Raw genomic sequence first — 24,582 nt, forward strand, 5'->3', positions numbered from 1 at the left:
GTAGTTGAGGGCTATTGTGTCCAAAAATGGACACATAAAAAAAAAGCTCCATTTTTATAGTAAAAAAGAAGATCCGCAAACGAATCTTCTCACTTTTAACCTTCTGATAAAACCTTATCTAACTTTTCCTGCAGGGCTGCTAATTCCCAACCTTCGATTTCTTTCAGTTCATGAGTGGTTACTGCCAGCCCCTCATATTTGAGTCCGCAGTTCCGGCAAAAACGGCTCATTACGTAGTCCAGCATTTCAATTTCTTTGCTAGGCTGAGAACCTTGCAAGAGAAAGAATACCTTTTTGCCCTTAAGTGCTTCCTGCGGCTCATGCACATCAGCCACTCGGTCCAACAGAGTTTTTAGCAAGCCTGAAAAAGACCACCAATAAATAGGACTGGTAAATACCAAAACATCGGCTTGGCTCAGCTGCTCATAGACTTGAAAGAACTGATCGTTTTCTGCCGACTGGCCATATTGCTCAATATGGTAATCCACTAATTGAAGAGACTCATAATCTCTATCTCGCAGAAAAAAGTGCCCCAGCTTAAAACTATTGCCATTCCTATTTGGACTGGCGTTTACCAAATAAATCATAGCTTCTCTTCTCCTCTGTTCTTTTTCCAATTATATCAAAAAAAGAGGCAGCAAACAATGCTAGCCCCTGCTATTTATTCCGACTTTTCCATATCTTCTTTCATCTCATCCATATTAAACTTAGCAAAGAGATACTTGCGATCTTGTACTGGGAAACGCTGATCCAGCTGGTCTACAGCACCCAACTCGACGACACCTTCTTTGATAACAAAATCCATAACATGTCCGCCAAAAGTCAGATCATCCGATACAAAATGCAGATGATAACCTGCCAGACTGACTCCGTGGAAAATCTCTGGCGTCCAGATACCGACGATGGTGCCTGAGATATTTTCCTTACAGTACTCAGGCTGATTAACCGCTACTTCTGCAAACTTCCGCTCCGTTGTAGACTTGGGAATCATCCGAACATGCATGCGGGCGAAATCACCATGAATCTTGATAGAGCGGAAAAGATTTTCCCCATCATAATAAGACTCAATCCGCTTTTCCAGCTCCTTGTCGTCCATCTCAAAGCGCTGACGGAAAATGACCTCCGCTTGGTGAGGAACCACTGCCGCATAAGGCACAGTCATATCCGGTGACACTTCAACCACTTCTGGCACCTCTCCAGATCCCTTTGCCTGATAAGCCTTACCATCGAGAATAATGAGCTCTCCATCAATAGAGTCCAACGTTCCCAAGCCCAAATCTCCATACTGCAGCAGCTCTCCAACAGTCATACTGCCGTCGTAAAGACCAGCCATCAAAGCTCCCAAAGTATTATATTGAAATAATTTGATTGGTTCTGCCATTCTTTTTCCTTAATCTTTCTCTTCCTAAAAATATTATTACCCATCCAGCTAAGCTTTTTTCATCCTTATTACATGTGCTTACTGAATTTCTACCGCCAATCATTATACCATAAATTGCGGGAAAGGGCTGAGCAAGTTCTTCCTCAACTTTTACAAGTTTTCATAAAGCTCCTCCATGGCACCATCATCAGGTACCAATCTCAGGTAAGAAGCTGCAGCCTTTTTAGCTTCTTCAAATCGACCTAATTCTCGAAGGAGATAGACATACTGCTCTAGAAACTCTGGATTGTCCTGCAGTTCACGAGCCAGTTGATTATAGAGTTCCTCTGCTTTTTCCAGATTTTCCAAAGCCTGATAAGCACGCGCTAGATTCCAGCGGGTCAAGGCATTATCGACTTCTTGCTCTGCAAATTCTAAAATATCCTCATAGCGCTCCTGCTCCAAATAAAGAGTAGTCAGTCGCAAGGAAATCTCTTCCAAATCATCCGCATCTTCCTGAGCCTGCAAGAGGTAATGTTCAGCCGCTTCCTCATCATGAAGTTCATAAGAAAGCTGCGAGGCTAAGAGCAAGAGCCGAGTCTCAAAAGGATTCTTAGCCAAGCCCTGCTGGGCAAGAGTCAGGGCTTCAGCTGTTCGATGCTCCGCATGAAGAGATAGTGCATAGCTATATTCGTAGCCTTCAAAATCCGGCGACAGAGTATCAAGCTGCTTGAAATAAAGATTGGCCTTCTGGTATTCTTCCTGATCCGCTAATATAGTTGCCAGCTCATAAACCGCAGCATCGTCATACTCCAGCTCAACAGCTTTCTCCAAAAACTCAATGGCCGCTGCAAATTTTCCAAGACTGGCATAGCAGACCCCAATCCGCTGATAGGTCGAAACACCTGTCTGCTCAAAGATTGTACGATTGTCTAGCTGAGCGTATTCCTTAATCGCCTGAGAAAAATCCCCTAGCTCCAAATCTATCTCAGCCAGACCAAAGGTTACCAAAGGCTCATCAGTCAGCGCCGCTGCCTGAGCCAGTTTTTCTCGAGCGACATCAGGCAGCCCCTCTAGCTGATAGAGGTCAGCCTTAGCCAAGAGAGCAGCAACATACCAGTCACTGTCCGGCTGAATCTCCTCCAGATAGGCAAAAGCCTGCTCCAAGTCCCCATCGTCACTGGCAATAGCTGCCAGACTGATATAAGAAGCCGGATAGTCAGGAGCCAACTTTTCAAAAATACGCTTGGCCTGAGGGAAAAAGCCGATACTCTCTAAGTAATCGGCCAAATCCAATAATTCTTCTTCGCTGTCTGTAGTCAGGGCTTGCTCGAAATAGCGGTCAGCCAGAGCTAGGTCCTGCTCCTGTATAGCTGCCAACATTTGCTCACTCTTGCTCACTGATTTCTCCTTCTTGTTCAAAATCGGCTTCGTAAAGGCCACTTACTTTCTGATACCACTTAAAGATGGCCGCAATGGCAACCTTGGCCGAAGCGTAGGCAGGAATTCCCAGGAAAACGCCCCAAATGCCAAACATAGTACCGGAAGTTAATAATACGAATAAAATCGTAATTGGATGAATGCTGAGCTGACTGCCCAAGACCAGAGGAGAAACAAAACGCCCCTCGATAGTCTGCTCAATGATGAAAACGACAATGACTTTAGCCAGCATCACTGGACCGCCAGCAATCAAACCGATTGCCAGAGCCGGAAGCATAGCCAAAAAGCTGCCCAGATAAGGCACCAGATTGAGAACGCCCGCAATGACTCCAAGAGTGACACCATAGCGCAGGCCAATAATCTTGAAGAAAACAATAAACATTAGAGCTACAATGATAGCAACCGTCACCTGACCTCGCACATAGTTGGCCAGCTGGCTGTTGATATCTGTCATCACTTGACCAAAAGATTCTCGGAATTTAGTCGGCAGAAACTGAGTCACATAGCCTTTCAGATTTTTCCCATCTCTCAGCAGGTAAAAAAGGATAAACGGCATGATGATAATAGCCACGACAATCTGCGAAGTTGTACTGATTAAGTTCCCCGCCCAATTGACTGCCCTAGATGAAAAATTGCTGGCCCAATCGGTAATCTGGCTAGACAGATTGCTAGTGTATTCTTCAATCTGCGGCTTGAAATCTGCCGAAATATACTTAGTCACGACATCATCGATGAACTTGTCAGCCTGCTTTAGATAAGCCGGAACATTTCTGACAAAGGCCATGACCTGATGCTGTAAGCTAGGAATAGCAACAGCCAAGCCCCAGATAATCAAAAAAGCAATTAAAACAAAGACAATGGTAATAGCAATCAGTCGATTAATCTTGTGCTTTTCCATCCAGTCAACAATCGGATTTAACAGATAATAAAGCAGACCAGCCAAAATAACCGGCAACATGATTACTCCCAAAAATTCAATGACTGGACTAAAAATAAAACTGATTTTACTAAGTATAAAAATATTCAGTCCCATCAAAAGGGTTACTAGAAATACTGTAATGGCCTTGTTATCTAAAAACCATTTAAAAAACCAAGATAGGCTAAAATCTTTTTCTTTGTGCTCCATATTCTCCTCCTTTAACTTGTCATTTCATTGTAACATTTTTCAGAGAAAAATTCTCTGCTCAGCTATAGGGAGACGCAAAAAAAAGAGAGGAGCCAGAAGACTTGTATTTTTCACAAAATACAGCTTCTGACTTCTCTCTTCGGCTCCTGCAGGGCCAGCTAGAATGCAAGGCTATTTCTCGACAGCCGGCAGAGAAATGCTAAAGCGCATCTTCCGCCCATCAACGGCTTCAAACTGATATCGCAGACCATGCTTGTCCAAAATCTGCTGAACGATAAAGAGTCCCAGACCAGTCCCGCCATCCTTGCGATTGCGACTGTAGTCTGGCCGGTAGAAAGGCTGAAAAATCTGCTGGATTTGGTCTTTGTTTAAGACGCGTTCTGCTTCATTTTCGATGACTAGCTTACGCTCTTCCAGTCTGAGTAGGATCTCTCCGCCTTCTACTGTGTAATGAAAGGCATTGTCCAGAAGATTCTTGATAGCCTTGAGCAGATAGGTGCGGTTACCCTTGACCTTCGCTTCTGCCAGCTCAACTTGAAAATGGTAGTGTCTGACATCTGCTAAAACTCGATAGGTGCTCAGATTTTCCTCCAAGACCTGCTTGAGTGAAAAGACTTCCTGTTCAGTTTCAGTCTTCATCTCCAGTTTAGAAATGGCTAAGATAGACTGGACTAACTCCGACTGCTCCTCTAGGATTTCTCGGCACTTCTGCAAATACTTGTCTCGATCCTTGAACTCTCCTACACCATAAATCATGCCATCAACCATCCCCATCATGCTGGTAATGGGTGTCTTGAGCTCATGCGATGTCATCCGCAAAAACTCAGCTTTTTCCCGCTCGCTTTCTGCTACCTTTTCATTTTCTAGGCGCAGAGCCTCAATACTGGTCAGTAGATTAGCATAGAGATGATTGATGTCTTGGGCCAACTCAGCAATCTCATCACGCCCCTTAACCTGACATGTCACATCCGGAGCCAGACTCGTCATTTGACGGGTGCTCTTAGAGATGGCTTTGATACGCTGACTGGAAGTCCGGCTATAGAGATAGGCAGCTAGACCACCCAGACTCAGAGACACAAGCAAGACAAATGGATAGAGATTGAGCAAAATCCGACTAGCATCAGAAACAGGCTGTAAGGAATATTCGCCTCTCAGGACAACTTCTTTACCATCTGAAGTTCGAAAACTTTCTGATAAACTCTTGCTCTCATAGTCGCTGTTGGCAATCGTTGGAACGATGGTCAGCTGTAGAGAACTTTCATCGCCAGCTTCGAGTGAGGGATAGAGAATCGTATTATCTTTCGCCAGCAAGGTAAACCAAATCAGATTGCTCTTTTTACTATAATCACTCAACAGCTCGCCGATTTCCTGACTGGACTTTCCCTTGACTTGCTTGGAAACTTGGTCAAATTCTCGCTGAGCTTCTCCGCTCTTAACCTGCTGATAGTACACCGGCATGGCAAAGTAAAGACTGGCTAGAACGATAGTCACCACCACGAAAATGATGGACGAGGTCAAGAGAAAGTTCTTTTTGACAATTTTCACTTGTCTTCTCCTCCAAGCTGATAACCCATACCCGTAATGGTTTTCAGCGGCACACCAGGAATCTTTTTACGGATGTTCTTGATATGATTATCCAGCACCCGGCTATCCAGCTCGCTGTAGCCCCAAATGGTATTCATCAGCTGATCACGGGTCACCAAGTGGCCCTTCCTCTTAGCCAGAGTCTGCAAGATTTCATATTCTTTCTTGGTCAGAGGCATCTTCTCACCCTGCCAGTAAACCGTGCAGTCATCAATCGAAACCGTCAGGTCGCCAACAGCAATCTCTGAAGCAAGAGTATTTCTGCGCAGAATATTCTCAATCCGTTTGACCAAGATTAGCGGTGAAAAAGGCTTGGTTACATAATCACTGATGAGATGGTTAAAGCTGACCAGCTGGGTATACTCGTCATCAAGTGCTGTTAAAATCATGACCGGAATCTGAGAAGTCTTGCGAATTTCCTTCAGTACTTCCAGACCGCTCTTGGTAGGCAGCATCATATCTAAGATGACCAGATCAAAGGGTTCTTCTTCAAAAGCCTGCAAAGCATCGCCTCCGTCAAATACTGGCCTCACCTCATACTGACTTTCCTTTAAAAACTCGCAAATCACTTGATTAATCGTCGTATCATCTTCCACCACTAGAATCTTGTGCATACTTAGATTTTTCTCCTTTACCTATTCAAATCGCAGGGCCTCGATTGGATCCAGCTTGGATGCTTTTACAGCTGGCAGGAGCCCAAATACTACTCCTATTATACAACAAAAGATCAAACTTACAAAGACAGAAAAGAGGGATAGAATATACGGATAGGCTAGAGACTGGGTGATGGCAAAGCCCGAGGCGATACCAGCCACCACGCCAATAATCCCTCCCATCAGAGTCAGGATAACTGCCTCAATCAGGAACTGCTTGAGAATAATCTTCCGCCGAGCTCCCAGGGCCTTTTTAATCCCGATTTCACGAGTCCGCTCTGTCACTGAAACCAGCATGATATTCATAACACCGATACCTCCGACTAGGAGGGAGATACTGGCAATACCTGCTAGCAAGACGAAGTTAGACTTGTTGAGATTGTCCAGCTGCCGTTCAAATTCCTGCAGGTTGAGCACACCAAACATATAGTCTGACGGTGGCATTTGCTGATTGAGATAATCACTGACCTTCTTGGCCACCTGCTTCAAATCATCAGCCTTGTGGGTTTGGACAGTCACTTCAGAACTGACATTAATGGTATCAAAAATCCGATGCCACTGCTGCAGGGGAATATAGGCCACCTTTTCCGCACCAGCTGTTAAGCCACTCTGCTCAGTCGACTCAAACACGCCAATGACCTTGAAAGGATTGCCTAAGACTTCAACATATTTGCCGATACCATCACCCTTTGGAAAAAGACTGTCATAAAGTGACTTTTCCAGATAGGTCACCTGCTCTTGATTTTTAAAGGCTTCTGAGTCAAATCCTTCACCTTCTAGCAGACGTTGCTGCTTGATATCAGCGGCTGTCTGCGAAACAGCTTGAATCTTCCCAGATGACTTTTGGCTCAGGTAGTAAATCTTCTCATCTGTACCATAGGTCAGCAGAGCATTCTTGACCCCAGAGATTTCCTTAATCTTGCTCAACACATCCTCTCCCATAAATGGGATATAAGAAGGCTTCTGAGCTTGAGATTTCTCTGGAATGGTTGGATCGATGGCGCTTTTCTTGTCATAGACGACCTTGATTGTGTTATTGTTGCCACCGATAAGCTGACGCTTGGTATTTTCCGTATTTCCCTCAATGATGGAAAAGATAGCGATGATAGCGCCTATCCCTATGATGATCCCCAACATAGTTAGCATAGAGCGCATTTTATGCGACAAGATTGAATTCAGAGCTACAAAAATATCTTCCATACAGCTTCCTTTCTATCCTATCGCTTTGCTCTCTATATTACCGTCCCGCAGGATAACCGTCTGCTTGCAGAGTTGTGCTACTTCCGGCTCATGGGTAATGATGACAATGGTCTTACCCTCATCATTAAACTGCTTAAAGAGGTCCATAATCTGCACACTGGTCCTGGTATCCAGAGCCCCCGTTGGTTCGTCACCAAGGATGAAGCTGGGATTGGTTACCAAGGCTCGTGCAATGGCTACCCGCTGCTTTTGACCACCGGACAGCTCCATAGGCTTGAAATCACTTCTTTCTTCCAGCCCGACCAATCGTAACATTTCTAGAGCCCGTTCCCGTCTCTCTTTTTTAGGAATTTTCATGTAAGTCAGAGGCAGTTCTACATTTTGGCAGGCAGTTAGCTTGGGCATGAGGTTAAAATTTTGAAAAACAAAGCCAATCTTCTGATTGCGCAAATCGGACAGCTGATTGTCGGACAGCTCAGACACATCGGTTCCTTCAATATGATAAGTCCCTGAACTTGCCTTATCCAGACAGCCGATAATGTTCATCAGAGTGGACTTGCCAGATCCAGAAGGTCCCATGATAGCCAGAAAATCCCCCTCTTTCACATGCAGATCAATTCCTTTTAAAATTGGAAATTCCTGACTGCCCTGCTGATAAGATTTGTGGATATCCTTAAGCTTTAACATGCTGTCCTACCTCCATCCCTTCTTCCATACCTGCTCTTGGGGTCGAAATGGTATCTTGCATAGTCAAACCTTCTGTAATCTCCACCAAACGGTCAGAAACTTTCTTGGTCTTGACTTCATGCATTTTCAGAGTCTTGCCCTCTACTTTCCAGACATAGGTCTTGCCATTTTTACTGAAAGTATAAGCTTTATTGACGACTACCTTTCCTGCCTCGGGAGCATTCTCCACGATGTTGACATAGGAATGGGAGCCCACCAGTGGCATTTCACCACCCTGATCCAGCTCAACTGTATAAGGATACTTACCTTGGTTGGGATTTTCCTGTTGCTTATTCCCACCATTATTATTGGAAGTATTTTCTGCTGTCAGACTGCCGACCTGAGTTACTGTACCACTCCAGCGTTTCTTAGGATCCTTGCGATCCACCACTTCCACTTTCTGGCCAACACTCAGCTTTTCACGGTCAAATTCACTGACAGTCCCTTTGACAAGAGTTTTGGACTTGTCCATAATCTCAATAAAGTTTTCTTCTTCCTTTTTGGCCTTGGACTGATTGGGCAAATCTTCATTCATAGAGGTAATTGTTCCTGCTGTATCGGCAGTCACAGTATCATACTTCATCCGATCTGATTCTGTCTGGGCTGTCACCTGAGCCTTTTCAGCCTCAATCTGAGCTGTCGTTACTTCATTATCCGCAGTCTTAGCATCGCTCAGCGCTTGAGCCAACTCGTCTTCAGCTGACTTTATCTGCTCCAGCAATGACTCATCCTGACTGGAATTGTATTTGTCCTTGAGAGCGTTGAGGCTGGCCAGCTTGCGGTTATAAGTTTCCCATTTAATCGCAGCGCTATTTTGAGCGGCTGTAATGCCATTAGCCTTGGACTGGGCATCATATTGAGCCGACTGGGCTGTCAATTGCTGCTCTGTCGCATAGGAAAAGAGCGGCTGTCCTTGTGTAACGGTATCACCATTTTTGACAAATACTTCCTTGACTTCCCCTTTAGACGGGTCAATCTTGACCTTACTGCTATTGTTGGCAACTACTTCCCCAGATAAAACCAGGCTTGTTTTTTTGCTGTTATTGACAGCTTCTTGGACTGTCAGCGAATCAATCGTCTTATCTACCATTTTCATGGCCTGTTGTTGATTGATCTGTCTAAAATACAGATAGCCTCCCAGCCCAGCACAAGCGAGAATGACCGTGCTGCCCAATAGAATGGTCTTACGATTCATTTTTTTTCTTCGAAACATATTGCCTCCAACCTACATGTTTTAATCTTTATTCAGCTTCTGAGCTAGATCCTGATCCATCTTCTGGAATTTCCTCACCATCTGCTGGGATTTGGATAACGTTCCCATCAGGCATTGTGTATTCAGTCACTTCTTTGCCATCGACTGTCTTAGTCTTCTTATCAACAGCATCCTTCTGGAAGTCCACTTGTTTGCCATCCTTAATTTCTGAGTTATCAGCTTCTTTATTTCCGCATGCGGCTAAAAAGAATCCTGACATTCCGATAAGGGCAACGAGCATAGCAATTTTTTTAACGTTCATTTGATTTCTCCTTTGTTTGACAAGCAGGAAGTTTGTTGCTTCCTGACAGTAATTGTTTTTTTGAACAATTCTATTCTAACAAAGCCATCTATCCCCTTCCTACCCGCTATCTGTTTTTTATCTGTTTTTTCGAATCAATACTATTCTTTTGAAAATCAGGCAAATCCTTCGCTCTAAGACCTATCATCTGCTTTTATGATATAATAGTAGCAAGTAATCTAAATATATAAGAGGTAATGGAATGACACAAACAGTTTACTTTGGAACCTATACTCGCAGAGATTCCAAGGGAATTTACAAGGCAGATTTTAATTCTAACAAAGAAACTTTAGAAAACTTAACCTTGGTTGCTGAAGAGTCCAGTCCAACCTACCTAGCCTTTGACAAGGCTGGACATCTCTATTCTGTTGGAGCAGAGAAGGGGCAGGGAGGTATTGCAGCCTTTGACAAGGCAGGTCAGCTCCTCAACCATGTCGTTGAAGAAGGAGCTCCGCTCTGCTATGTGGCAGTTGACGAAGAACGCGACTTGGTTTACGGTGCCAATTATCATAAGGGACAAGTCTTGGTCTACAGACGACTGGCTGATGGCAGACTGGAACTGGCTGACTCAGCTAGCCATCAAGGTCAAGGACCACACGCTAATCAGGCCTCTGCTCATGTCCACTATGCTGACCTTACACCAGATCAATACCTAATCACCTGCGACTTGGGAACTGATGAAGTAACCACCTATGATGTTGCTGCAGATGGAAAGATTACTCCTCTGGATACCTACAAATGTGCCGCTGGAGCTGGTGCCCGCCATATCGTTTTCCACCATCATTACAAAATCGCCTATTTAATCTGTGAGCTTAATTCTACTATTGAAGTCCTAATTTACGATGGAGTCGGCCATTTTGAACACCTGCAAACTATCTCCACCTTGCCAGAGGACTTTGAAGGAGCCAATGGAACAGCTGCTATCCGTCTGTCTGCTGATGGCAAGTTCCTCTACGGTTCCAACCGTGGCCATGACTCTCTTGCCGTTTACAAAATCTTAGCTGACGGCAGCTTGGAGTTAATCCAGATTGCACCTACCAATGGTCAAAATCCGCGGGATTTCAACATCACACCAGATCAAAACCATATCATCGCCGTCCATCAAGACTCTGATAATGCAACTATTTTCAAACGAGATGCAGAGAGTGGAAAATTAACAGAAATCTCCCACGATTTCTACGTTCCCGAAGCTGTTTGTGTGACCTTTAAATAAGCAGAATTCTTGTCTTTCTATTAGAAATTTGATTAAATGGTATAAAAAATTACTAAGGAGCAACAACCATGAATTCAGTAGATTTATTAAATCAAGTAAAAGAAATGATTGAAAAGAAAGACTTTGATGGCGCTAAAAAGTTTATCGAAGAAAACAAAGACAAACTCGGTGAATACCTAGATCAAGCTAAAAAATTAGTAGCTGGAAATAAAATGGCCAGCGGTGCAATTGATAAAATTAAAGGTTTGTTCTAAGTAAACATAACAAAAACGCTTGAAAAATCAAGCGTTTTTTATTCTTTTTTATAAAATCAATGGTAAGAAAATTTGTGCTAAGCCTAGAAAAGCTAGATAACCTAACACATCTGTTGCTGTGGTAATGAAAATGGTCGAGGCTAGAGCCGGATCCTGATTCAGTGTCTTGATAATCAGCGGTACAAAGTAACCAAATAGAGCGCCACATGCTAGATTAATCATCATAGCCAATACCACAATAACAGACAGATAGAAATTTTGATAGAAGACAAACATGACAATCGCTGCAATCAAGCCAGTAAAGAAACCATTAACCAAAGCTAGCACGATTTCTTTGAATACTAAATTCTGATCTTCTTTCAAATCCAGTTTCCCCAAGGCAATTCCCTGGATAACCAAAGCAAGTGTCTGAGAGGCAGAATTTCCTCCCATTCCCGTAATAATAGGACTAATCGCTGCTAATGCTACAACTTTTGAAATCGTATCATCAAAAAGTGCCACTGTCGCAGAAGCTAGAAAGGCTGTCACTAGGTTAATCATCAACCAAGGTAAGCGTTTCTTGAGTGATTCTTTGAAAGGTCCTCCAATTTCTTCACTTTCTTGGACACCCCCCATCCGCAAGATATCTTCTTGATACTCTTCTTGCAAAACATCGACGATATCGTCAATAGTGATGATTCCTAACAATACCTGCCGATGATTGACGACCGGTACGACAGATAAATTATATTTGGCAGAAAGCTGTGCCACTTCCTCTTGGTCAACCTCTGGCGTTACACTCACTATCTGAGTATTCATAAATTCGCTGAGTTTCATCTCCGCATCATGAATAAACAAATCACGAATATCAATCCAGCCAACTAGCGAATGATGCACATTTCTAATAAATAAGGTATCAATAACTTCCGTATTGGGCGAAATCTCCCTCAATTTATTGAGAGTTGCTGAAACGGTCAGATTTTCATTTAAGGTAATGAATTCTGTCGTCATCAGACCACCAGCTGTCTGAGGATCGTAAGCCAACATAGCTTTCAAATTCTCTTGACTGGTATTTTTCATCATACTTAAGTATTGCTTACGCAGGTCCACACTCAAGTACCCCAAAATATCTACCACATCATCATCTGGCATAAGATGAAAAAGAGTGCTGGTACGTTTGAAAGAAATCGATTGGATAATCTGTCGTTGCAACTCCGGCTCGGCTTCTTTTAAAATCTCTACCAATTGATCATCACTAGCCATTTCCGTAAAGGTTTTGAGGAGATTTCCTTCCTCATCCTCCAAAGCCTCCAAAGAAAGAGCAATATCAATGGGATAGTAATCGTCAAATATCTGATTGAAAACCTCACTATCCTGTGATAGTAAGACCTGATTTAATAATTCTTCCATTGTACTCCTCCTTCCACTTTGCTAGTATACCATAAAAGACTGATTTTGATACAAGAAAGCTATAAAATCTTCAGTAAATCGCTCACTTTTTCAAGCATGTAGTCACAAGGAAACGCAGGGAACTTTTAATTTTATTTTCCGAAATAAAAACCGTCATCTTGTCCTCAAATTTTTCAAGGGAAAGAGCATGACCAGCCCCACACAGTACTTCTAGTCAATTTTCTAGGAAAAGATGATAAATCACCCTCTCATCAACTAGGGTGGTTCCTAAATCAAAAAATATCCATTGTTATATCTTTACACATCAAAAAAGCTAGGACTAAGTCCTAGCTCCTCTTATAGGTTGTTAGATTATTTTTTCAAGTTATAGAAAGCTTGAAGACCTTTGTATTGAGCAACTTCACCAAGTTGATCTTCGATACGAAGCAATTGGTTGTATTTAGCAATACGGTCTGTACGTGAAAGTGAACCAGTCTTGATTTGACCTGCGTTAGTTGCAACAGCGATGTCAGCGATTGTTGAATCTTCAGTTTCACCTGAACGGTGTGATACAACTGCAGTGTAACCAGCTTCTTTAGCCATTTCAATCGCTTCAAAAGTTTCAGTAAGAGTACCGATTTGGTTAACTTTGATAAGGATTGAGTTAGCAGCACCTTCTTTGATACCACGTGCAAGGTAGTCAGTGTTTGTTACGAAGAAGTCGTCACCAACAAGTTGTACTTTCTTACCAAGACGTTCAGTAAGAGCTTTCCAACCATCCCAGTCATTTTCATCCATACCATCTTCGATAGTGATGATTGGGTATTTGTTAACCAACTCTTCAAGGTAGTCGATTTGTTCTGCAGATGTACGAACAGCAGCGCCTTCACCTTCAAATTTAGTGTAGTCGTATACTTTACGTTCTTTATCGTAGAATTCTGATGATGCACAGTCAAATCCGATAAATACATCTTTACCTGGAACATAACCAGCAGCTTCGATAGCAGCGATGATAGTTTCTACACCATCTTCAGTTCCTTCAAAACGAGGAGCGAATCCACCTTCGTCACCAACGGCAGTTTCCAAACCACGAGATTTAAGGATTTTCTTAAGAGCGTGGAAGATTTCAGCACCGTAACGAAGAGCTTCTTTGAATGTTGGAGCACCAACTGGCAAGATCATGAACTCTTGGAATGCGATTGGAGCATCAGAGTGAGATCCACCGTTGATGATGTTCATCATTGGAGTCGGAAGAACTTTAGTGTTGAATCCGCCAAGGTAGCTGTAAAGAGGGATTTCAAGGTAGTCAGCAGCAGCACGAGCTACAGCGATAGACACACCAAGGATTGCGTTCGCACCCAATTTACCTTTGTTAGGAGTACCGTCCAAAGCGATCATTGCACGGTCGATGGCTTGTTGGTCACGAACATCGTAACCGATAATAGCTTCAGCGATAACGTTGTTTACATTATCAACTGCTTTTTGTGTACCAAGACCACCGTAACGAGATTTGTCGCCATCACGAAGTTCAACTGCTTCGTGCTCACCTGTAGAAGCTCCTGAAGGAACCATACCACGTCCGAAAGCACCTGATTCAGTATAAACTTCTACTTCAAGTGTTGGGTTACCGCGTGAGTCTAGGACTTCGCGAGCGTAAACATCAGTAATAATTGACATTTCTTACTCTCCTTATTATTTAAAATTATTTACTAGTCTATGATACCTCAAAAACGCTTTTTTTTCAAGGAAAAATAGAGAATCTAAGCAAATTTGAGAATTTTTGCACAAGAAAACGATTCCAAACTTACTATATAAATGTTTTTCCAGCGAGCCAGAACGAATATTCAACCTTTTAGAATTTCTCCTTTTATGGTACAATTTTATTATGACTGATATTAATAAAGTAATCATGGAAAAAGCCCAGGGCGGAGTCAAGCTCAATCCTGATGAACAGCGTAGATTTTTAGGGACTTTTGAGGAGCGAGTGCTAGCCTCCTGCTCTATTGAGCAAGCCAACGAGACCCTCATTCGCAGTCATTTCAAGGAAATGCTCAGCAGCATCATGAAAAACTGCCAACCTGTAATTGTTAAAATTTCCCCAGAAGTCGAGTCTGGCAATCAAATCTTTTATCTAAAAACCTCCAAGGAACTGGGCTGCGAGGCTACTATCGTCTCAAGTGATTACCAGTCTTCTCCATTTGGCCTGATTGTCCATAGCGACCATCTTGTCCAAGTAGATGACAAGGACATGAGCCAACAGTTTGCAAGCCTCCTTCAGCCAGCAGAAAAACCAGCAAAAGAAAAGCGCTCTCTCTGGAAAAAATGGTTTGGGTAAGATGACAAATTTAGAAAAACTTTTCGCCTTCTTTGAAGCAGAAAATCAGCGAGATTGGCAAACCTATCAGACCTTTCTTTCTGATCATGTTAGCTGGGAATTAGAAGGTGACACAATTGAAATCATCAAAGGTAAAGCGGACTACCTGACTAAAATTCAAAAAGTCTACCATAAGAACCCCGTCTAATTTTCTTGCACTTATTATCAGCTTAGTCCCGACCAGAATCGGATTGTGACCATTTTAGAAAATGACTTTGGTGACCTGTCTTGTGACATCTTCTTCTTTGAGAAAGGCATAATAGTCAAAGAAATTGAATATCTACTAAAAAAAGCGGACTAACCGCTTTTTTTCATTTTTAGTACATTGCCAATATTTCTGGCTGTGCGAATCAAATTTTGCTCCGCCTGCTCTAGAATCCTATCCAAACTATCTGCTCGCGCAATAATCGGAAAAGCTGCCTGGATATTCTCAACTGGGAAATCCGGTAAATCATCTGCCAGGCTGCCGCAAATAGCCAGTACAGGAATGCCTTCAGGTGTTCGTCTTGCGACCCCGACTGGTGCCTTGCCCGCCAAAGACTGACGGTCCAGCCGTCCTTCGCCCACTACGACCAAGTCCGCTTTTTTAACTCTGTCATCAAAATCCAGTAAATCTAGACAGGTTTCAATACCCGAAACAATTTTTCCTCCAGCAAAAGCAACCAGTCCTGCTGCCATTCCGCCTCCGGCCCCAGCTCCATCCATATCAATCACCTGAGAATCGACCAACTGATAGAAGCTTGACATGGCTTGATCCACTTGAGAGAATAATAAGGGAGCTAGACCTTTCTGACCTCCGAAAACAGTTGTCGCACCGCGCTCACCACAAAGAGGATTGTCAACATCCGTCAAAATCTCAATCTCAACTTCTTTCAAGAAAGCAGGAACCTGCTCAGCCGATATTCGAGCTACCTTTCCCAAAGACGAGCCAATGGGGCGCAGTCTATGGTTATCCGCATCGAAAAATTCATAGCCAAGGCCATCTGCTAGTCCAATCCCACCGTCGTTGCTGGCCGAACCTCCAACACCAACTAAAATCTTTCTGACACCGTCTTCAGCCAGACGCAAAATTAATTCTCCCAATCCTCTGGTTTCTATGGCCAAGGGATTTCTTTTTTCCTTAGGAATAGAGGCAAGTCCTACCAAGTCAGCCATTTCAAAAAGCGCTTGCTGACCATTTCTGGCGTAGGGCATTTTTACTGGCTGGCCAAAGGGTCCAGTCACAGTGTGATGAAATTCAGCCCAGCCCAAGGCCGCTGTCAGCGCAGCCATTGTCCCCTCGCCGCCGTCACCGACCGGTAGCAAGTCAAAGCTGGCATCTGGCATGGCCTGAGAAAAGCCCGTCTGCAGAGCTTGAGCAACCTGAGCCGCTGACAAACTTTCCTTGAAAGAATCCGGTGCAATTAGAATATGCATATTACTCTCCTATGCTTTTCTATTGTCTAAAAGATCAATGACCCGATAGAGATTACATTCTTGAATCTGATAAGGAGCCTGCTCTCGCACAATTGGCTTGGCCATAAAGGCAATTCCTATTCCTGCTGCCTGAATCATAGGCAGATCATTGGCGCCGTCCCCCATAGCAATCGTTTGATTTAATTCCAACTTATTTTCAGCCGCCCATGCTTTTAGCATGGCGAGCTTGGTATCCTTAGTGACAATCTCTCCTAAGACTCGGCCTGTCAAAAAGCCATGTTGAATTTCCAAACGATTTGCCTTGACGTAGTCAATTCCAAGCTGCTCAGCCAGTCTGTCCACCGTCTCATGAAAACCACCTGACACCAAGCCTACTTTATAACCACGTTTATGCAACTCATCGACCAGTTCCTCGGCTCCCGGAGTGAAGTGAATCTTTTCTGCAATTTGAGTAAAAATATCCTCTGGCAGCCCTTTTAAAAGACCGACCCGCTCACGTAAGGCAGCTTCAAAGTCCAATTCACCTCGCATGGCGCGCTCTGTAATAGCCGCAACCTGAGCACCTACACCCGCCTCCTCTCCTAGCAGGTCAATCCCCTCTTCCATGATTAAGGTGCTGTCTACATCCATGACTAATAAGCCTTTGACAGTTTTCATTGTCCGACCTCATTCTTTCTATTTTTTTGTATTATACAGGAAATTCTATTTCAAAACAAGCTGGGAAAAATTGAAGTCTCAGAATCCTTGTTACTGACTGTTCTCTAGCGTTCCCTTTGTAAAAGAAAAAAGTTCCCGAAGGAACTTCTTTTAAAAACGAATATTCTCGCGTGTTTTTTCATAGGACGTCACAAAGCGCTCTGTCACGCCTGGCTCGACAAGATCCAAAGCTTTTGAAATGATTTCCAAGGATTGAGCATAGTCGTAGTCATGTTCAAAGACATACAAGGACTTGTTGAAAGCTGCTTGTACATTATCATCAAAGGAACGATAGCGGTTTGAATACTGCAGCAGCTGCTCAGTCAAGGTAGCATCTTGGACGATACGATAGGTTTCTTCTTCCAATTGCTCCATATCATTTCCTAGAATTTCCAGCCAACGGTTAACTGATTCGATATTGACTCGTGTAGCTTCCAATTCCTTCACCAACTCTTCAATATTGTTGCTGGTTGAGAAGAAAATTTCTAAGAAAGAGTCTGGAATCCCTGGCAAATTGCGTTTTTCCATATATCTCTTAATGGTATGCAATTTGTTAGCATAGATATTGACTTTCTGACGAGCATTAGCATCATCTTTTTCAATCTCTGCCAGTGCTTCGCCAAGAGAAATCTGTTCATCTTCGATTTCTTTCAAACGCTCTTGGATAGCTTCCAACTCTTCCTGAACCACAGAATAAGCTTGCTTGGTTTCAGAAGAATCTTCTACCGCGCTAAGTACCACATCTTCCTGGGCAGAAAGCTCGGCCTGCAACTCCTTGACATGAGAAGTTTCTGTATCAGAGATAAGGAAGGTTTGGGATAAACGTTCTATCTCTTTTTGGAGTTGCTGGTTGTTTTCCTTTGTATGAGCCAGATAGCTAGGCAAGTTTTTAATCAGCTTCTCCACTACTTTGTGGGCTTCAATTTCCCGCGTAAAAATTTCATAGAGAGCGTTAATCTCTTCTTGCGCCTGCTCATTTTCATACTCAGCATTATCCAGCTCTAACGCTGAAATGTTGGCTTCATTGCGTTTGAGGCTTGCATGAAGCTGCTGGAAGCGAGACTCTATATCTGTTTCGATAAAGTGATAACCAGATTCCAAGAGCTTACGATGACCAGATTCTAAGTCTTCCAACTGATCTGGCAGTTTCACAGTCAACTCTTCAACAATGGCAGGAACTTTCTCAACGATATGTGTCAGAGCAAGGATATGATCCTCTGCCTTATCCAAGATTTCAGCTGCCTCAACCGGGTCGCCTGAAGAATTAAGGGTCACAAACTGAGAAAACTCTGACTGGATATTTTCCAGCTGTTTTTCAATCTCAGCTAGGGCTTGCCCATATGAGTCCGCATTCTCCGCAACCTGGGTTTGCAGTTTTTCAAACAAATCCAAGGCATGAAGCACACGACCGCTGTTTTTAGACTCTTGCTCTTTAAGATCTTCCAAGGCAGCACGAATCATCTTGATATCTTCTTCAATCAAATCAATCTGACTCTCAATATTGCCGATAGCATGCTTGGCTTTTATGAAACGAAAAGAATTATTGTAGCCTTCTGCTTCAAATAGATTATTTTCGATATCAGCAAATGAATTTAAGGACAGGTCTACCCATTTTTGATTCCATTCACGGAAGGCTACCTGACTCTGTCCAATCAAATGCATATTTTTTACTTCTTCAACTTCATCATTCACAGGGAGATTATAGAGTGCTTCTTTTCTCTCCTCCAAATTTTGAAGTAAAGCTTCATTTCTCTTTCTCATCAGAACTGCAGTACCATAGCCGACAACCAAAAGCAGAGCTACCACAGCAACGAGAATAACTAGTCCAATAGACATATAGAACTCCTTCACATTGTTACTATAAAGCAAACATAATGATTATATCATATTTTTGCCCATAATGGTTGATTTTTCTGATTTTTTTAGACGTCGAGCGTACTGTATACAGCATTTTCTTCGATAAATTCACGACGAGGTTCAACGCGATCCCCCATCAGCATGTCAAAAATCTTGTCAGCTTCCGCTGCATCATCAACTGAAACCCGTGCCATCAAGCGATGTTCAGGATTCATAGTCGTCTCCCAAAGCTGATGGTCATCCATCTCTCCGAGACCCTTGTAGCGTTGAATGGTTGGCTTGGAGCGACCTTCACTGTAACGAGCCAAAGCAGCTTGAAGCTCTTCTTCTTGGTTGGCACCTGGCTGGATGTATTCTTTGACTTCACTTCCGACCTTGACACCATAGATTGGCGGCTGAGCGATATAGACAAATCCAGCTTCCAGAACCGGCTTCATATAGCGGTAAATCAAAGTCAAGAGCAGGGTCCGAATGTGAGCACCGTCTACATCGGCATCGGTCATGATGACTAATTTTTGGTAGCGGGCCTTGCTGACATCAAAGTCAGCACCGAAGCCAGTTCCCATAGCAGTAAAGAGACTGCGGATTTCTTCATTGGCCAAAATCTTATCCATGCTGGCTTTTTCAACATTGAGAATCTTACCACGAATTGGCAAAATTGCCTGAAATTCACGGTTACGGCCGGACTTAGCTGAACCACCCGCTGAATCCCCCTCCACGATGAAGAGTTCAGTTTCCTGCGGATTATTGGACGAACAATCAGCCAATTTACCTGGCAGATTGGAGATTTCCAAGCCAGACTTCTTGCGGGTTACTTCCCGAGCTCGCTTGGCAGCAATTCTAGCCTTAGAAGCCAAAATTCCCTTCTCAACGATTTTTCGAGCCACCGCAGGATTTTCCAAAAGAAAATCTGAGAAAGCTTCACTAAAGAGGCGATTGGTAATCTTGACTACTTCACTATTGCCCAGCTTGGTCTTGGTCTGACCTTCAAACTGAGGATTGGGGTGCTTGACAGAGATGACCGCTGTCAGTCCTTCACGAACATCTTCCCCAGTCAGATTGTCCTCATTTTCTTTGAGAAGCTTATTTTTCTTAGCGTAGTCATTGATAACCCGTGTCAGGGCTGTCCGGAAGCCTTGCTCATGCGTTCCACCCTCGTGGGTATGGATGTTATTGGCAAAGCTCATGACTGTTTCATGGTAGCCAGTCGTATACTGCATAGCTACTTCAACTGTAATGTCGTCCATTTCGCCGTCGGTATAAATCGGCGTTTCAAAGATTACATCCTTATTTTCATTGATGTATTGTACATAGCTGGCAATCCCACCCTCATAGTGGTAGTCCTTGACCTGCTCCATTCCGTCTCGCTTATCGGTGATGGAAATTCTGAGGCCACGATTGAGGAAGGCCAGTTCTTGTACCCGCTTATTGAGCTTTTCAAAGTCAAATTCTACTGTTTCAGTGAAAATCTCTGGATCTGGTGTAAAGTGAACTGTCGTACCAGTACGGTCTGTCTCACCGATGATTTCTAAATCAGCGACTACATGACCGCGACGGTATTCTTGGTAATGAATCTGACCGTTCTTATAAACGCGAACATCCAGCTGAGTGGACAGGGCATTTACAACGGAAGAGCCCACACCGTGCAGACCTCCGGATACCTTGTATCCGCCACCGCCGAATTTTCCTCCGGCATGGAGTACAGTAAAGACGGTTTCTACGGCCGGCCGGCCTGTTTTCTCCTGAATATCAACCGGAATTCCCCGACCGTTATCTACTACTGTGATGGAATTGTCTTTTTCAATAAAGACCTGAATGTGGCTAGCAAAACCAGCCAACGCCTCATCAATTGAGTTGTCAACAATTTCCCATACTAAATGGTGAAGACCTTCCTTGGAGGTCGAACCGATATACATTCCTGGACGCATACGAACGGCTTCTAGGCCTTCTAAGACCTGAATCTGACTGGCATCATATTCTTGGGCCTGTATATCTTGTTGCTTTTCTTCTGTCATAGTGTTCCTTTTCTAATCAATATCTATAAATTCTTCAAGATGCTGCATATTATCAAAGAGATAGGTGTCAAAGCCAGCTGCCTGCCCTGCTTCAATATCCAGCGGACGGTCACCAATGACCAAGCCAGAGGCAATCTGATACTTGTCTTTTAGATAGAGCATGGAGTCTGGAGAGGGTTTCCTTGGAAAACCATTCGCCGATGTCACCACTTCTGTAAATGCTGATGCAATCGCAGTTTTCTCCAAGATTTCCAGCACTTGATTGTCCCGGTGGGAGACCAGAAAGTTCCGACCACCCTTGTCCACAATCCGCCTAAGCAAGTCTGCCGCTCCGTCAAATAAAACAGGGTGACTCAACTCTTCTGCTTCATTGGCCTTATAAAACTTTAAAAAGTCTTTTTCTTGGGGAGCAAACTGCTGGACTGCATAGTCCGTAGACACCTTGAGGGCCTTATAAACTTCGTCGTGACCAGCTTGCAGACCAAACTCTTTCAAGGTTTGAACAAAAGCTGCAGTCGAAGTTTCATAATTATCCAAGAGTGTTCCACCTAAATCCCAGATGTAATCTTGATAATTCATACCTTTCATTATACCATAATTTTCATGAAAAAGGGGCTAATATTTGCCCGAACCCAGCACTTTTCCGACTTTTTTCAACCCTTTTTCTAAACAAAATATCTCAAAGAATCTAAAATTTAAAAATGGCTGCTAATTTCGTCCATTCCAACATCTCTGAACCCGTTCCATATAGAGGAGCGCAAATGTAAATTATACTTCAAAAAAGCTGGGACACATTATGAATCCCAGCATATTTTTAATTCCCAAATACATCTGTGTATAGCATGGCATCAGCCAACTGGTCAGCGTCTCCGCCCAGCTGACGAACCAGCTCATAGGCGAAAGCCAAGGCAGTTGATGGACCGCGGCTAGTAATCAGCTTCCCATCAACAAGAACTGTTTCTTTACGGTAAGTTCCATTTTTAATATTGTCTTGAGCACCATCATAGCAAGTGAAATACTTACCAGTCAAGATACCTGCGCGGTCAAGAGCAATGGGAGCGGCACAAATGGCAGCGATGAATTTGCCCTCCTGCTGAAAGTCCTGCAAAAGCTGCATCAGGCGGTCATCATCGCGAAGATTAGCTGATCCCGGCATCCCCCCTGGCAAGATGACCATATCGTAGTCATCCAGTCTGCCCTTCCAGACCTGATCCGCCTGAACAGTGATAGCGTGAGAGCCAGTCACTGATTCATCAAAACCAATCATATCACAGACAAGACCTGCACGGCGCAAGACATCCACAACCGTCAGGGCCTCGATTTCTTCAAAGCCGGGAGCTAAGAGTAAAGCTGCTTTTTTCATGAAAATATCCTTTCTGATATGAGCCAATCACAAAAACACATCTGATTTGTGAGTCAAAAACTTGCTTTTTTATTTTAATTTCTTCAGTACGACTTTTTTACGGACAGCTGGAATTCGCTCCTTCTTTTCATCCGTCAGGCTGTTCTGATAGGAGACGGACAGTAGGAGACCAACACCGATAAGATTACTGATGATAGAAGAGCCACCCTGTGAGATAAAGGGCAGCGGAATCCCTGTCAGAGGTAGAATCCCTGTCACCGCTCCAATATTTTCAAAGATATGGAAGAGCAGCATCATGATAAAGCCAGTTGAGATATAAGTATAAAACTGATTATTGGATTTAATCGTAATCTTGAGCATGCGGTAAATCAGCAATAAATAGAGCATGATAACCAAGGTTGAGCCCAAAAAGCCAAAATCTTCTGCAATGACGGTGAAAATCATATCGCTTTCCCGAACAGGCACCAAGAGATTCGAAACATTAAAGCCTTGACCAGTCAGACCGCCGCTTCCGACAGCGATTTGTCCCTGTGCTTGCTGGAAGGTGGTAGTCTGAGCGTAGTCAAAGGGATGAAGCCAAGCCAAAATCCGATTGATTTGGTAGGTTGGCATGCCTAGATTATGCAGAAAGGCACGGCCGCCATCGGAAATAAAGATAAAGAGAAATCCTCCCAACAGCAGTACTCCCGTCAGAAAGACCGGCAGAATAATCTTCCAAGAAACACCTGACAGTAGAACGATACCGCCATATATAGCAACAAAAACTAAAGCTGTCCCCAAATCACTCTGAAGGGTTAACAGAACCAGAACAGGCACTGTGTAGAGCCCAAGCTTCAGAATCAGAAAAAAGTCTAAAGCCAAGGTTCGCTCATCCTGCTTGTGCTGCTGGAGAAAATGAACCACCAGCCGCGACAGCATGAGAATATATGAAATCTTCATGAACTCCGAGGGCTGAAAGAGGGTCACACCACGAATAGCAATCCAGTTTTTGGCACCAGTTGAGGCTACCAGAGATTGGCTGTAAAAAATCAGAGGCAAGACCATGAGGCCAAGACCAAAAACATAGAGATAAGGCGTAATTTTCCAGAGAAACTTGGTGTTAAAAAACATGAGGATAAAGCTGAGCAGGAAGCCCACCGCAATCCAGGCAATCTGCTGACCAACCATGGGCCAGGCATTGTCAGGATAATCATGACTAACAGCAATGTAAATAGCCACAACACCGATTGAGAGCAGCATCAAAACAGGCAAAATTAAACTATAATCAATCCGAGACTCAAACGTCCGTCTTTGATAGGGCATAGTCCCTCCTTTTTAGAAAAAATACTGGATAATCAAGCTAGAAACAGCGACGCAAAACCAAGCGAAGGCACCAGTCAGCAAAGGCGCCGCTCCTGCTTGCTTAAACTGCTTAAAGGAAACCTTCGCGCCAATAGCTGCCAAGGCCATAGCCATCAGCCACTGAGAAATGAATTTTGTATAGGGGATGACAGCAGCCGACAGAAACCCAAGACTGCTGATAAGTGAAGCTAGGACAAACCAAGCTATAAACCAAGGAAAAATCTGTTTCAAGTTTGTCTTTTGTGATGACTGCTTAGACTTGATATAGCGATAAGCTGCGAAGATCAAGCAGGCCGGTACAATCATCAGAGCCCGACTAAGCTTAACAATGGTCGCCAAGTCTCCAGCTGACGAGCTATATGTATAGCCTGCTGCCACTACTGACGAAGTATCATTGATGGCTGTTCCAGCCCAAGTCCCGAAAAATGCATCCGACATCTGCAGCAAATGCCCTAAAAAAGGGAAAATGAATACTGCTAAAATATTGAAAAAGAAAATAGTGGAGATAGACAGAGCGATTTCCTCTTCATCAGCTTCCAAGATTGGTGATGCGGCCGCAATGGCAGAACCGCCGCAGATGGCTGTTCCAAAACCAATTAAAATAGTCAAGACGCGGTTCATCTTAAAGAAACAGCCAGCCAGATAAGCCGCCAGAAAGGCTATCACAATCGTGATAAGACTGATACGAAGAGAAGAAATCCCCGTCTCAGAAACCTGACCTATGGACATAGAAAATCCTAAAAAGATAATGGAATACTGCAGCAATTTTTTCCCCGAATAGCTGAGTCCTTCCTGAAAAGCAGCCGGCAGCTTCATGCTGTTATTCAAAACAATCCCAAAGACAATAGCCAAAACACTAGAGCCTATCAAGGGAAACAAACCGCCTAAAAAGATAGAAACAGCCGCTATGCCAAAGGATAACAGAATTCCTGGTAAATATTTTTTCACGAACACCCCTTCTTTCCTATGCCTCTCATTATAACAAATTTTATCCTAAAAATCTGAATGAATTTAAAAAATCAGCCGATAAAACTCAGCTGATT

Annotated in this window: 23 protein-coding genes and 1 pseudogene; 4 read left to right on the forward strand and 20 right to left on the reverse strand. The window is 43.5% G+C overall.

From position 1 onward, the window contains the following. Positions 1-95 precede the first annotated feature (95 nt). The 10 genes from D8877_RS06505 to D8877_RS06555 form a co-directional block, all read right to left on the reverse strand. Positions 96-587: a flavodoxin family protein gene (locus tag D8877_RS06505; protein WP_125341628.1), complete on the reverse strand. Its 492-nt coding sequence runs from the start codon at positions 585-587 to the stop codon at positions 96-98. A 74-nt stretch (positions 588-661) separates the two neighbouring features. Beyond that, positions 662-1,381, reverse strand: coding sequence for an acetolactate decarboxylase (gene budA, locus D8877_RS06510; protein WP_002912190.1), 720 nt, complete (start codon positions 1,379-1,381; stop codon positions 662-664). Positions 1,382-1,531: 150 nt separating this feature from the next. Beyond that, a complete protein-coding gene (locus tag D8877_RS06515) occupies positions 1,532-2,761 on the reverse strand; it encodes a tetratricopeptide repeat protein (protein WP_125341629.1) in 1,230 nt (409 codons plus the stop codon). After that, positions 2,748-3,926, reverse strand: a complete 1,179-nt coding sequence (locus D8877_RS06520) for an AI-2E family transporter (RefSeq protein WP_125341630.1) — start codon at positions 3,924-3,926, stop codon at positions 2,748-2,750. Before D8877_RS06520 ends, D8877_RS06515 begins: the two co-directional genes overlap by 14 nt. A 171-nt stretch (positions 3,927-4,097) precedes the next feature. After that, positions 4,098-5,471, reverse strand: a complete 1,374-nt coding sequence (locus tag D8877_RS06530; protein WP_125341632.1) for a sensor histidine kinase — start codon at positions 5,469-5,471, stop codon at positions 4,098-4,100. Continuing rightward, positions 5,468-6,124: a response regulator transcription factor gene (locus D8877_RS06535; protein ID WP_002915478.1), complete on the reverse strand. Its 657-nt coding sequence runs from the start codon at positions 6,122-6,124 to the stop codon at positions 5,468-5,470. Before D8877_RS06535 ends, D8877_RS06530 begins: the two co-directional genes overlap by 4 nt. 21 nt (positions 6,125-6,145) lie before the next feature. Next, positions 6,146-7,363, reverse strand: coding sequence for an ABC transporter permease (locus D8877_RS06540; RefSeq protein WP_125341633.1), 1,218 nt, complete (start codon positions 7,361-7,363; stop codon positions 6,146-6,148). 12 nt (positions 7,364-7,375) lie between these two features. Continuing rightward, complete coding sequence (locus D8877_RS06545) at positions 7,376-8,050, reverse strand: ABC transporter ATP-binding protein (RefSeq protein ID WP_125341634.1); 675 nt, start codon at positions 8,048-8,050, stop codon at positions 7,376-7,378. Then, positions 8,037-9,302, reverse strand: a complete 1,266-nt coding sequence (locus D8877_RS06550) for an efflux RND transporter periplasmic adaptor subunit (RefSeq protein WP_002910035.1) — start codon at positions 9,300-9,302, stop codon at positions 8,037-8,039. The genes D8877_RS06545 and D8877_RS06550 overlap by 14 nt, the downstream gene beginning before the upstream one ends. 28 nt (positions 9,303-9,330) lie before the next feature. Further along, entirely contained in the window at positions 9,331-9,603 is a 273-nt protein-coding gene (locus tag D8877_RS06555) for a YgdI/YgdR family lipoprotein (protein WP_002895853.1), read from the reverse strand. Positions 9,604-9,844: 241 nt separating this feature from the next. Here D8877_RS06555 and D8877_RS06565 point away from each other — a divergent pair, with 241 nt between their 5' ends. Together D8877_RS06565 and D8877_RS06570 are read left to right on the forward strand one after the other, a co-directional pair. Then, positions 9,845-10,855, forward strand: coding sequence for a lactonase family protein (locus tag D8877_RS06565; protein WP_125352786.1), 1,011 nt, complete (start codon positions 9,845-9,847; stop codon positions 10,853-10,855). A gap of 68 nt (positions 10,856-10,923) precedes the next feature. After that, positions 10,924-11,109, forward strand: coding sequence for a hypothetical protein (locus D8877_RS06570; RefSeq protein ID WP_002912183.1), 186 nt, complete (start codon positions 10,924-10,926; stop codon positions 11,107-11,109). 48 nt (positions 11,110-11,157) lie between these two features. Here D8877_RS06570 and mgtE read toward each other — a convergent pair whose 3' ends face one another. Both mgtE and eno read right to left on the reverse strand, forming a co-directional pair. Then, entirely contained in the window at positions 11,158-12,498 is a 1,341-nt protein-coding gene (gene mgtE / locus D8877_RS06575) for a magnesium transporter (protein WP_002912182.1), read from the reverse strand. Positions 12,499-12,849: 351 nt separating this feature from the next. Continuing rightward, positions 12,850-14,154, reverse strand: a complete 1,305-nt coding sequence (eno, locus tag D8877_RS06580; RefSeq protein ID WP_002906836.1) for a surface-displayed alpha-enolase — start codon at positions 14,152-14,154, stop codon at positions 12,850-12,852. Positions 14,155-14,362: 208 nt separating this feature from the next. On the opposite strand from eno, the gene D8877_RS06585 reads away from it, so the two are divergent. Then, positions 14,363-14,812 (forward strand): DUF1694 domain-containing protein, encoded by a 450-nt coding sequence (locus tag D8877_RS06585; protein WP_101771220.1) that lies wholly within the window; start codon positions 14,363-14,365, stop codon positions 14,810-14,812. 1 nt (position 14,813) lies between these two features. Then, positions 14,814-15,152, forward strand: a pseudogene (locus D8877_RS06590) (nuclear transport factor 2 family protein). On the opposite strand, the gene D8877_RS06595 reads toward D8877_RS06590, so the two are convergent. The 8 genes from D8877_RS06595 to D8877_RS06630 all read right to left on the reverse strand — a co-directional run bounded on the left by D8877_RS06595 (position 15,149) and on the right by D8877_RS06630 (position 24,493). Further along, the gene (locus D8877_RS06595) at positions 15,149-16,267 is read right to left on the reverse strand and encodes a glycerate kinase (protein WP_125352788.1); all 1,119 of its coding nucleotides are present in this window, start codon (positions 16,265-16,267) and stop codon (positions 15,149-15,151) included. The pseudogene D8877_RS06590 and the gene D8877_RS06595 sit on opposite strands and share 4 nt — an antisense overlap. A 9-nt stretch (positions 16,268-16,276) precedes the next feature. Continuing rightward, a complete protein-coding gene (serB, locus tag D8877_RS06600; RefSeq protein ID WP_125352790.1) occupies positions 16,277-16,924 on the reverse strand; it encodes a phosphoserine phosphatase SerB in 648 nt (215 codons plus the stop codon). Positions 16,925-17,074: 150 nt separating this feature from the next. After that, entirely contained in the window at positions 17,075-18,799 is a 1,725-nt protein-coding gene (ezrA, locus tag D8877_RS06605; protein ID WP_011836769.1) for a septation ring formation regulator EzrA, read from the reverse strand. Between the two features lie 86 nt (positions 18,800-18,885). Further along, positions 18,886-20,835 carry a DNA topoisomerase (ATP-hydrolyzing) subunit B gene (gyrB, locus tag D8877_RS06610; protein ID WP_125352792.1) on the reverse strand — a complete coding sequence of 650 codons (1,950 nt, stop codon included), beginning with the start codon at positions 20,833-20,835 and terminating at the stop codon, positions 18,886-18,888. Between the two features lie 12 nt (positions 20,836-20,847). Next, the gene (locus D8877_RS06615) at positions 20,848-21,414 is read right to left on the reverse strand and encodes an HAD-IA family hydrolase (protein ID WP_312023226.1); all 567 of its coding nucleotides are present in this window, start codon (positions 21,412-21,414) and stop codon (positions 20,848-20,850) included. Positions 21,415-21,649: 235 nt separating this feature from the next. Next, a complete protein-coding gene (locus D8877_RS06620; protein WP_125352796.1) occupies positions 21,650-22,198 on the reverse strand; it encodes a DJ-1 family glyoxalase III in 549 nt (182 codons plus the stop codon). Between the two features lie 69 nt (positions 22,199-22,267). Continuing rightward, on the reverse strand, positions 22,268-23,500 hold the full coding sequence (locus tag D8877_RS06625; protein ID WP_125341642.1) for an FtsW/RodA/SpoVE family cell cycle protein: 1,233 nt from the start codon (positions 23,498-23,500) through the stop codon (positions 22,268-22,270). Between the two features lie 12 nt (positions 23,501-23,512). Beyond that, on the reverse strand, positions 23,513-24,493 hold the full coding sequence (locus D8877_RS06630) for a YeiH family protein (protein WP_125352798.1): 981 nt from the start codon (positions 24,491-24,493) through the stop codon (positions 23,513-23,515). Positions 24,494-24,582 lie beyond the last annotated feature (89 nt).

The sequence above is a fragment of the Streptococcus sanguinis genome, from assembly GCF_003943735.1.
Taxonomy (GTDB): Bacteria; Bacillota; Bacilli; order Lactobacillales; family Streptococcaceae; genus Streptococcus; species Streptococcus sanguinis_E.